The organism is Arenimonas sp. (assembly GCF_019459675.1).
In the GTDB taxonomy this organism is placed as follows: Bacteria; Pseudomonadota; Gammaproteobacteria; order Xanthomonadales; family Xanthomonadaceae; genus Arenimonas.
Genome location: NZ_JAIBFH010000471.1, coordinates 1 through 9,283, shown reverse-complemented (window position 1 = coordinate 9,283; position 9,283 = coordinate 1). Strand labels below are relative to the sequence as shown.

Genomic DNA, 9,283 nt, shown 5'->3' with positions numbered 1-9,283 from the left:
GAAAACTGGCCCGCACCCTGTCCCCGCTTTCCGACGCCTGACCCGGCTTCGCCACTTGCTCCGACCTCGCCACCGACCTCCAGGACCTCCTCCACACGTGGCACGCAGGAACGGATGTAACAGGGTCAGGTTCAACTGCCGACGACGGGTCCGGCGAATCTACGGAGCTGCTGCGGTCGGGAAGTGAGCCTGCCCCCGTTCCTTCAGTTCCTGCGTGCCAGGTGTGGAGGCGGTGGTGGAGGTCGGTGGCGCGGTCGGAGCAAGTGGCGAAGCCGGGTGAGGCGTCGGAAAGCGGGGACAGGGTGCGGGCCAGTTCGGCCAGGGCGTGTTCGAGCTGGTGCAGGGCGGCGACCGCCGGCGGGTGTGCAAGCAGGCGCTGCTGCGCGCCGCGCTGCGGCAGCGCCTCCATGGCCAGGCGCAGTTCGCGCATGGCGTGTTCCAGGTTGCGCGCCGGCGACATCACGCTGGCCAGTGACGCGGTGACGTTCTTGCACTCCGCCTGGCTGTCGCGGGCCAGGTCCAGCAGCTGCCGCGACCCCAGGGCTTCACCGAAGAACTGCGCGGCCAGCTCCGGCAGCTGGTGCGCCTCGTCGAGCACGAAGGCGGCGGCGCCGGGCAGGATCTCGCCGAACCCCTCCTGCTTTATCGCCAGGTCCGCCAGCAGCAGATGGTGGTTGACCACCACCAGGTCGGCGGCCTGCGCCTGCTGCCGCGCCTTGGCGACGAAGCACTCGCTCCAGAACGGACACTCGCCGCCCAGGCAGTTCTCGGCCGTGGACGTCACCTGCGGCCACAGCGGTGAATCCTCGGGAATGTCGCCCAGCTCGGCCAGGTCGCCGCGCATCGTCCGGCCAGCCCAGGCCACCACGCGCTGGAACTGCATGGCCACGTCGCGCGAGGCGAACTTTTCGCCCTTGGCCTGCTCCATCCGGTACTGGCAAAGATAGTTGGCCCGGCCCTTGAGCAAGGCCGTGCGCAGCCCCGCGCCCAGCGCCTCGCGCACGCGCGGCAGGTCGCGATGGTAAAGCTGGTCCTGCAGCGCCCGGGTGCCGGTGGAAATGATCACGCGCTGCCCCGACAGCAGCGCCGGCACGAGATAGGCGTAAGTCTTGCCGGTTCCGGTGCCGGCTTCGGCCACCAGGGTGGACCGGCTGTCCATGGCTTCGGCAATGGCCTGGGCCAGCTGCGCCTGGGCCGGACGCGGTGCATAGCCCTCCAGGCCGACGTCCAGCGGGCCCCCCGGCGCCAGCGCCGCGCGGGTTCGTTCGGCGAGATCGTCCACCTACATCCGGACCGGCGGCGCCACCGTGCAGGAGTCCACCTGACCGCGCGCCACCGCCGCGCCCGCGGCATCACCGCGTCCTTCGCGGGCGAACGCTATCGTGGTCCAGTTGCGGCGGCACAGGCCGCCCAGCCTGGGGCCGTTCTGGAACGAGTCGTTGGCGCGCTGTTCCGCCACCAGCCAGCCGCGTCCCAGCAGCGCCAGCTCAGCCTGCCACTGCAGCAGGTCCGGGTCGCCCGGGCTCAGCACCAGCGCGCGGTCAAGCGTGGCGCTGGCCTGCTTGATCTCGCGGCGCGCTTCGTGCGCCTCCGCCTGCGCGCGCAGGTCCTCGACCTGCGGGTCACGCAGCGGCTGCACCTGCAGTTCGTTGCCATTGACCCCGGCGGCGCGCACGGCAGCCACCTGCGAAACCACGTCGGGCTTGGCGGTGGACCGCGCCGTCTTCGCCGGCGGCGTGCCGCTGCCGCAGGCCGCCAGGGACAGCGCCATGGCGCCGATGATCAGCCGTTTCATTCTCGGGTTTCCTCGTCTTGTTGCCGTTGCTGGCCTTCGTCGCCGCCAAAGCGGAACCAGTCCAACCAGCTGCGCTCAACGCAGCTCACGTGTTCGGGCGGCAGGAAGCCGGCGACGAAGGCGTAGCGTCGCGCGCCTTCGCAGTTTTCTTCGGTGGTGGCGAAAGTGGCCGCGTCCACCCAGCCGTACTCCAGCCCCGCCGTGCCGACGTTGAGCGGTGCGCTGGGCAGTTTGGTGAACAGCGCCGACCACACGCGCATGGCGCCCGTGGAGCCATACAGCCCGGTGGGTTCGTTCTTGTCGTTGCCCACCCACACCACGGCCAGGTGGTCACCGGTATAGCCGGCGAACCAGCTGTCGCGGCTGTCGTTGCTGGTGCCGGTCTTGCCGGCCACGCGCAGCGGGCCCAGCCCTGCGGAAAGCAGCGACCGGCCGGTGCCGCGCGACACCGCGTCCTGCAGCGCCAGCGTGACCAGCCGCGCGGCGATCGCATCGCCTTCCTTGGCCGGCTCGGCGCTGAAGTCGTAGCGGCTGACCGCCTTGCCCTGGGGGTCGAGCACGCCGCGCACCGCGCGCAGCGGCTGGATCTCGCCGCCCGAAGCCAGGAACTGGTACACCTGCGCCATCGCGAACGGACTCAGGTCCACCGACCCCAGGATCAGCGACGGATTCGCCGGCGCGCGCAGACCCGCCAACACCTTGAGCAGCTCGGCCAGGCGATCGGGCCCGACGTCCATGCCCACGCGCACCGTGGCCTGGTTGTAGGACTGCGCCAGCGCATCGCCCAGGCTCACACGGCCGTGGCTGCGGCCGTCGGAATTCTCCGGGCGCCATGACTTGCCGTTGGGCAGCGTGATGTTCACGGGCGCATCGTCGACCTGGGTGGCCAGCGACCAGCGGTCGGGCTGCGCCAACGCCAGCAGGTACACCATGGGCTTGAGCAGCGACCCCACCGGCCGCTGCGCCTCGAGCGCGCGGTTGAAGCCAGGCTGGTCGGTGGCGCGGTTGCCCACCATCGCCAGCAGTTCACCCGTGTGGGCGTCGGTAACCACCATGCCCGCCTGCAGCGCTGGACCGTCCTTGCGCTGCACGGTGCTCAGGGTGCCGCTGACGGCCTTCTCGGACAACAGCTGCGCCGAGGGCGACAGCGTGGTGAGCACGCTCAGGCCGGCCCCGCGAAGTGCGTCGGCGGGATAGTCACGCGCCAGCTGGCGGCGCACCAGGTCCATGAAGGCCGGATTGCGATTGCTGGCCACGCCCGGGCGCGCGCTGACACCCAGCGGCGCCGCCTTGGCACGGGTGGTTTCAGCGGCGTCGATCAGCTCGAGTTCCTGCCACACCGACAGCACCAGGTCGCGGCGCGCCTTGGCCGCCTCGGGCTTGCGGCGCGGCTCGTAAATGGAGGGACCCTGGATCATGCCCACCAGCAGCGCCATGTGCTCGGTGCGCAGGCTGGACAGGTCGCGCCCGAACCAGAACTCCGACGCTGCGGCCACGCCGTGCACCGACTGGTTGCCCTGCTGGCCCAGGTAAACCTGGTTGAGGTAGGCCTCCAGGATGCGGCGCTTGTCGTAGCGCGCCTCGATGATGACCGAGTACGCCGCTTCCTTGAGCTTGCGGGTGAAGCGCTTCTCACGCGTCAGGAACAGGCTGCGCACCAGCTGCTGGGTGAGCGTGCTGGCGCCCTGCTCGAGTTCGCCTTCGCGCACGTTCACCCACGCCGCGCGCAGCACGCCCCAGGGGTCGATGCCGTGGTGGTGCTTGAAATTGCGGTCCTCGACCGCCTGCAGGCCCATCACCAGCAGGGGCGGCACGTCGGTGAGCTGCACCAGCCGGCGCTCTTCCTGGACATTGCCGCCGTAAAGCGTGGCGATGCGCGAGGGATCGATGCGCGCCGATTCGAGCTTGCCGGCCCGGCGATCGGCCACCGAAGACACCGCGCCACCGGCCAGCGACACCTCCAGCCTGGCCGCGGGCACCGGGCCGTCCAGGTCGGTGAAGGCGCGGGTGCCGATACGGAAGCGGCCGCCGTCACGCAGGTAGGTGCCGGGCACGTCGCCGCCGCCGTCCTTGCGATAGCCGGCCGCCGCCAGCTCGATCTCCAGCGTGGCGGCATCCAGCCTCAGGCCGGGCTTGAGCACCAGCGGACGGGCATAGACACGGGTCGGAACCTGCCAGGCCAGCTGGTCGAATTCAGCGCGCACCTGCTTGTCGAGCACCCAGACCATCGGCACGCCGATGACCAGCGCCAGGGCGAAGGCGACCAAGGCAGCGCGCAACAGCCAACGGCGCCAGCGCGGGCGGGCGGAATCAGGGCCTGGTTTTCTGGGGGGAGCGCTACGATGCACGGACGTGGATAATCCGAAGGTGCGGCGAGTCTATCAGGCAGCCGCGCCGGCACCCCAACCCGAGACTGAACAACCCGCATGGATGCCCCCCGCCTTCCGGTCCTGAGCCTGTGGACCGCCGACGCCAGCGCGTCCGGCGGCCTGCGGCCGGTCCTGCCCGAGGCGATGGCGCGCCTGGAGGGCTTTGCCGACAGCGCCGCACAGGCGCTCGAACGCGCAGCCGGCCAACATCCGGGGCGCGACATTCTCGTGCTGCGCGCTGACGCCGAACTGCCCGAGGGTTTCTGGCGCGCCATGGCTTCGGCCTGGCAGCACGGCGGCTGGGACGTGCTTTCGCCGCTGGACGGAAGCTGGCCGATATTTGCCCAGGACACCGGCACCGCGGGCCGCAGCGCCCTGGCCTGGGGCCTGGCCGAGCACGCCAGCTTCGCGCACCGGTTTGCATCCGACGTTTGCTCGCTGTGGCGGGCATCGGCCGTGGCGCGGCGCGAAGAAATCGCATCGCTGCGCTGCGCGCTGCTGCCCTGCGTGTACGTGGGTCCGGCGCTGGCCCCGCGCCGGGACGAGCTGCCGCTGCCGCTGGCCAGCCTGCGTTTGCAGGCTGAAGCGGCTGTCGCGCCCGTTCCCGCCCCGCGACAGCCGGCGCTGCTGCACGTCTTGCACGAGTGGGGCGGTGGCGTGGAGCGGTTTGCACGCGACCTGGCCGCCGCCGACCGCGATCGCCAGCACCTCCTGCTGGTGGCTCGCACCGACCAGGACCGCCAGCCTTTCGGCCGCCGCCTGCATCTGCACCTGGACCTGGATGCGCCGGCGGTGCGCTCCTGGACCCTGGCCCATCCCATCGACACGACGGCGGCGCAGTCCGATGAAGTGGCCGGCATCCTCGCCCAGATCATCGCGCAATGGGGCGTGGGCTCGGTGCTGGTGTCGTCGCTGATCGGCCATTCGCTGGACGTGCTGCGCACCGGGCTGCCGACTGCGCTGTGCGTCCATGACAACTACCCCGCCTGGCCCCTGCTGCACGACGAACGCGACCCCGAAACATCGCCGTTCGACCTCGAGGCCCTGGCGCAGGGCCTCGCCGGGCAAAGCCCGAAATTCGTGCTGGCCGGCGCGGACGCCAACCAGTGGTGGGCGCTGCGCGAGGCTTTCCTGGCGGCGCTGGCGCAGGGCAAGGCCACCCTGGTGGCGCCCAGCGACTTCGCACGCCGCCGCGCCTGCGCCATCACGCCCGGACTCGCCCAGATGTCGTGGCGCGTCATACCCCATGGCCTGGCACCGTTCCCTGCCGCGACGGACCGGAAGACCCGGCCGGGACCGAATGTTGACCCGCCGCTGCGCGTGCTCGTGCCCGGCCGCCTGGATGGCGGCAAGGGTGAGCACCTGCTGGCGCCGACGCTGGCGTCGCTGCCGCCGGGCGTCGAACTGTTGCTGCTGGGCAGCGGCCACGCCGGCGCGCGCTTCGAGGGCAGGCCGTCGGTGCAGGTCCATCGCGACTACGTGCGCGACGACCTGCCGCGCTGGATCGCCGAACTGTCGCCCGACATCGCCCTGCTGGCGTCGACGGTGCCCGAGACCTTCAGCTACACGCTCTCTGAAATGCTGGCGCTGCGCGTCCCGGTGCTGTGCGCTTCGCCGGGCGCACCGGCCGAGCGACTGCGCGAAACTGGCGGCGGCTGGGTGGTGGCGGCCAATCCGGAGGCAGTGAATCGCCAACTGGCGCACCTGGCGACGCATCGCGACGAGATCGCCCGCATGGCCGCGACGTCCGCGCCGGCACAGGCCTCGCTGGAAACCATGGCCCAGCGCTGGCGCGAAGTCCTGCCGCCGGCCAGCTCACCGCTGCGGCTTGACCGCGCCACGCCCACGCTGCTGGCCAGCTTGGCCAGCCAGGTTGCGGCGGCCGAGCGGAAACTTCGCCTGGCGCAGCGCGAAAACGAGCTGACACAAGCCAACGAGGAACTGGCCCGCCGCGCCGACTGGGGCCACGACCTGCAGCGCCAGCTGGACCAGGCGCAGCGGCGCGACGACGAGCGCGGCGCTCAGTTCGCGCGCCTGCAGCAGGCCACGGACCAGCGGCTGGCGGAAGCCCGGAGCAGCGCCGCGCAGTTGGAAAGCCGCCTGCAGGCGCTCGACCTGGCGCTGGCCGAAGCCCACGAAGCCAAGGCGGCACTGGAGAGCCGCGCCCTCGAACTCGACCAGCAGCTGGCCCAGGCCCATGGCTATTACCAGCGCGACAGCACCGACCTGGCACGGCAGCGCGACGTGGCGCTGCGCCAGCGCGACGACGTCGATTCGCAGCTCCAGGCCATCCGTTCCAGCCTGGCCTGGCGCGTCACCGCCCTGCCCCGGGGCCTGGCCACCGGGCTGCGCAACCTGGCGGCGGCCAACCTCTACCGCGTGCGCCACTACAGCCAGCTGGCTTCGCGCGGGCTCGCCAGCCTGCGCAGCCGCGGCGTTGCCGGGACCTGGCGGCGGTTCGTTGAAATGCGCTCGTCCCGGCGCGACGCGCCCTACGTTCCCGTCGCGGCGGCCGACCCCGACCGCGCCGAGAGCGCGCTCCGGTTGCCCAGGCCAGGAAAGCCGCGCGCCAGCATCATCGTCCCGGTCTACAATCAGTTGCACTACACGCTGGCCTGCCTGCGCTCACTGAGCGACTGCGGCGACGCCAGCGCGTTCGAGGTGATCGTGGTGGACGACGCGTCCACCGATGCCTCGGCGCGCGTGCTGCCCAGCATCCCGGGCCTGCGCTACCACCGCAATGCGCAGAACCTGGGCTTCATCGGCACCTGCAACGCCGGCGCGCAGCTGGCCATCGGCGACTACCTGGTGTTCCTCAACAACGACACCACCGTGTCGCCAGGCTGGCTTGATGCGCTGCTGGACACGTTCGACCAACATCCCGACACCGGCCTGGCGGGCAGCAAGCTGGTGTACCCGGACGGGCGGCTGCAGGAGGCCGGCGGCATCGTTTTCGCGGACGGTTCGGGCTGGAACTACGGCCGCTTCGAAGACCCCGCGCACCCTCGCTTCAACTTCGTACGCGAGGTGGACTACTGCTCGGGCGCGTCGCTGGCCGTGCGCCGCGACCTGTTCGCGCAGCTGGGCGGCTTCGACAGCCACTACGCGCCCGCCTACTACGAAGACACCGACCTGGCCATGCGCGTGCGCAAGGCCTCGCTGAAGGTGCGCTACCAGCCGGCGTCGGTGGTGGTGCACCACGAAGGGGTGAGTTCGGGCACCGATCTGCGTAGCGGAATCAAGGCCTACCAGGTCACCAACCACAAGAAGTTCCTGGAACGCTGGCGCGACGAACTGGCTGCGTGCCACCGCCCCGCCGGCAGCGACCCGGAACAAGCCAGCGAGCGCGGCCGCCGCCATCGCGTGCTGGTGATGGACGCCTGCACGCCCACGCCCGACCGTGATTCAGGCTCGCTGCGGATGGTGGCGCTTATGCGGGCGATGCGCGACGAGGGCTGCTCGGTGGTGTTCTTCGCGCAGAACACCGCCCACGACGGCGCCTACACGCTGGCACTCCAGCAGCTGGGCGTGGAAGTCTGGTGGCATCCGTTCCTGGCCGACGTGCCCACCTGGCTGGCGCGCCACGGCGCCCGCTTCGACCTGGTGGTGGGCAGCCGGCACTACGTGCTGGCGCCGGTGCTGCCGCTGCTGCGCACGCATGCCCCGAAGGCGCACGTGGTGTTCGACACGGTGGACCTGCACCATCTTCGTGAGCAGCGCGAGGCCGAAATGAGCGGTGAGCCCGCGCAGCTGCGCAAGGCCGCGCGCACCCGCCGGATCGAACTGGGGCTGATTACGCAGTGCGACACCACGTGGGTGGTGAGCGGCGCCGAGCAGACGCTGCTGCTGCAGGAGCTGCCGGGCGCGAAAGTGGACGTGGTGTCCAACATCCACGACGTGCATGGGCCCGGAAAGCCCTGGCTGGAGCGCCGCGACCTGCTGTTCGTGGGCGGCTACCGGCACCCGCCGAACGTGGACGCGGCGATCTGGATGGCGCGCGACATTTTCCCGCACGTGCGTGCCCGCCTGCCCGAAGCCGTGCTGCACCTGGTGGGCGCCGACGCGCCGCCGGAGGTGCAGGCGCTGGGCGAAATGCCGGGCGTGCACCTGCATGGCTTCCTCCCCGAGCTCACGCCGCTGCTGGAAGGCGCGCGCGTGGGCGTGGCGCCGCTGCGCTATGGCGCCGGAGTGAAGGGCAAGGTGAACCACAGCCTCGCGCACGGCCAGCCGATGGTGGCGACCCGGTGCGCCGTCGAAGGCATGCACCTGGTGGACGGCGTGGACGTTTTGGTGGCCGACGACACCCAGGCCTTCGCCGCCGCGGTGGTGCGCCTGTACCAGGACGCGTCGCTGTGGGAAACCCTGTCGGCCGGCGGACTGGAGAACACGCGCCGGCACTTCTCGCCCGCCGCCGTGCGCGCCACGCTGCACGCGCTGCTGACCAGCCTGCCCGAGCGCTAGCCGCCGGCGCGCTCCAGCCGCTCGGCGATCGCCGCCAGGCCGGGGTGCGCGGGGTCCAGGTCCGTGGCCGACGCCAAGGCGCGCCGCGCCAGCGCCAGCTCGTTGGCACCCAGGCGCTCGTCGGCGAACGCCAGCCAGCGATCCGCCAGCCGTCGCCGGTCGCTCATCAGGCCGCGGCTGCCGGCATCGCGCGCGGCGCGCGCATCCAGGCACGACTGCGCCCGCGACAGCCGGTTGCCGGCCAATTCGTCTTCGAAGCAGGCGCGCGCGCGGCGATCGTACTCAGCCAGGGCACCGCGCACTTCGGGCGATCCCGGGGCAATCGCCGCGGCCTGCCGCAGCAGGTCCCAGGCCGATGCGCCCGGCGGTTCGATCAGGTCGCCCCGGCGCATCGCGCTGCGCGCGTCTTCCACCAGCACCGCCAGCCGCGCCGGATCGGCATTCGGCAGTTGGCCCTGGGCGGCGCGCGACTGCGCAAGCCGGCGCTCGGCTGCGCGGATCGCCGGCGATGCCGGCTGCCATTCGCGCGCAAGCTGCAGCGACGCTTCCGCGGCCCCGAAGTCGAAGTCGGCCGCGTCACGACCGGCGCGCACCGCCATGGCGCCGGCCGCGTGATCCCGGCCCGGGCGCGCCGGGGGCGCCCGCCGGGGGGGGGGCC

3 protein-coding genes and 2 pseudogenes are annotated in these 9,283 nt (G+C 71.7%); 1 reads left to right on the top strand and 4 read right to left on the bottom strand.

Annotated features, from left to right (window positions below; translation table 11 throughout):
• The 3 genes and pseudogenes from K0M70_RS15415 to mrcB all read right to left on the bottom strand — a co-directional run.
• Nucleotides 1-1,282 (bottom strand): ATP-dependent DNA helicase (locus tag K0M70_RS15415; RefSeq protein WP_290783462.1); only part of this gene is annotated, 1,282 nt, incomplete at its 3' end.
• Nucleotides 1,283-1,795 (bottom strand): hypothetical protein, encoded by a 513-nt coding sequence (locus K0M70_RS15410; protein WP_290783459.1) that lies wholly within the window; start codon nucleotides 1,793-1,795, stop codon nucleotides 1,283-1,285.
• Between the two features lie 104 nt (nucleotides 1,796-1,899).
• Nucleotides 1,900-4,143 (bottom strand): annotated as a pseudogene (gene mrcB, locus K0M70_RS15405) (penicillin-binding protein 1B); the annotation flags it as partial.
• Nucleotides 4,144-6,510: 2,367 nt separating this feature from the next.
• Here mrcB and K0M70_RS15400 point away from each other — a divergent pair.
• On the top strand, nucleotides 6,511-8,625 hold the full coding sequence (locus tag K0M70_RS15400; protein WP_290783464.1) for a glycosyltransferase: 2,115 nt from the start codon (nucleotides 6,511-6,513) through the stop codon (nucleotides 8,623-8,625).
• Here the strand turns inward: K0M70_RS15400 and K0M70_RS15395 are convergent.
• Nucleotides 8,622-9,283, bottom strand: a pseudogene (locus K0M70_RS15395) (hypothetical protein); the annotation flags it as partial. The gene K0M70_RS15400 and the pseudogene K0M70_RS15395 sit on opposite strands and share 4 nt — an antisense overlap.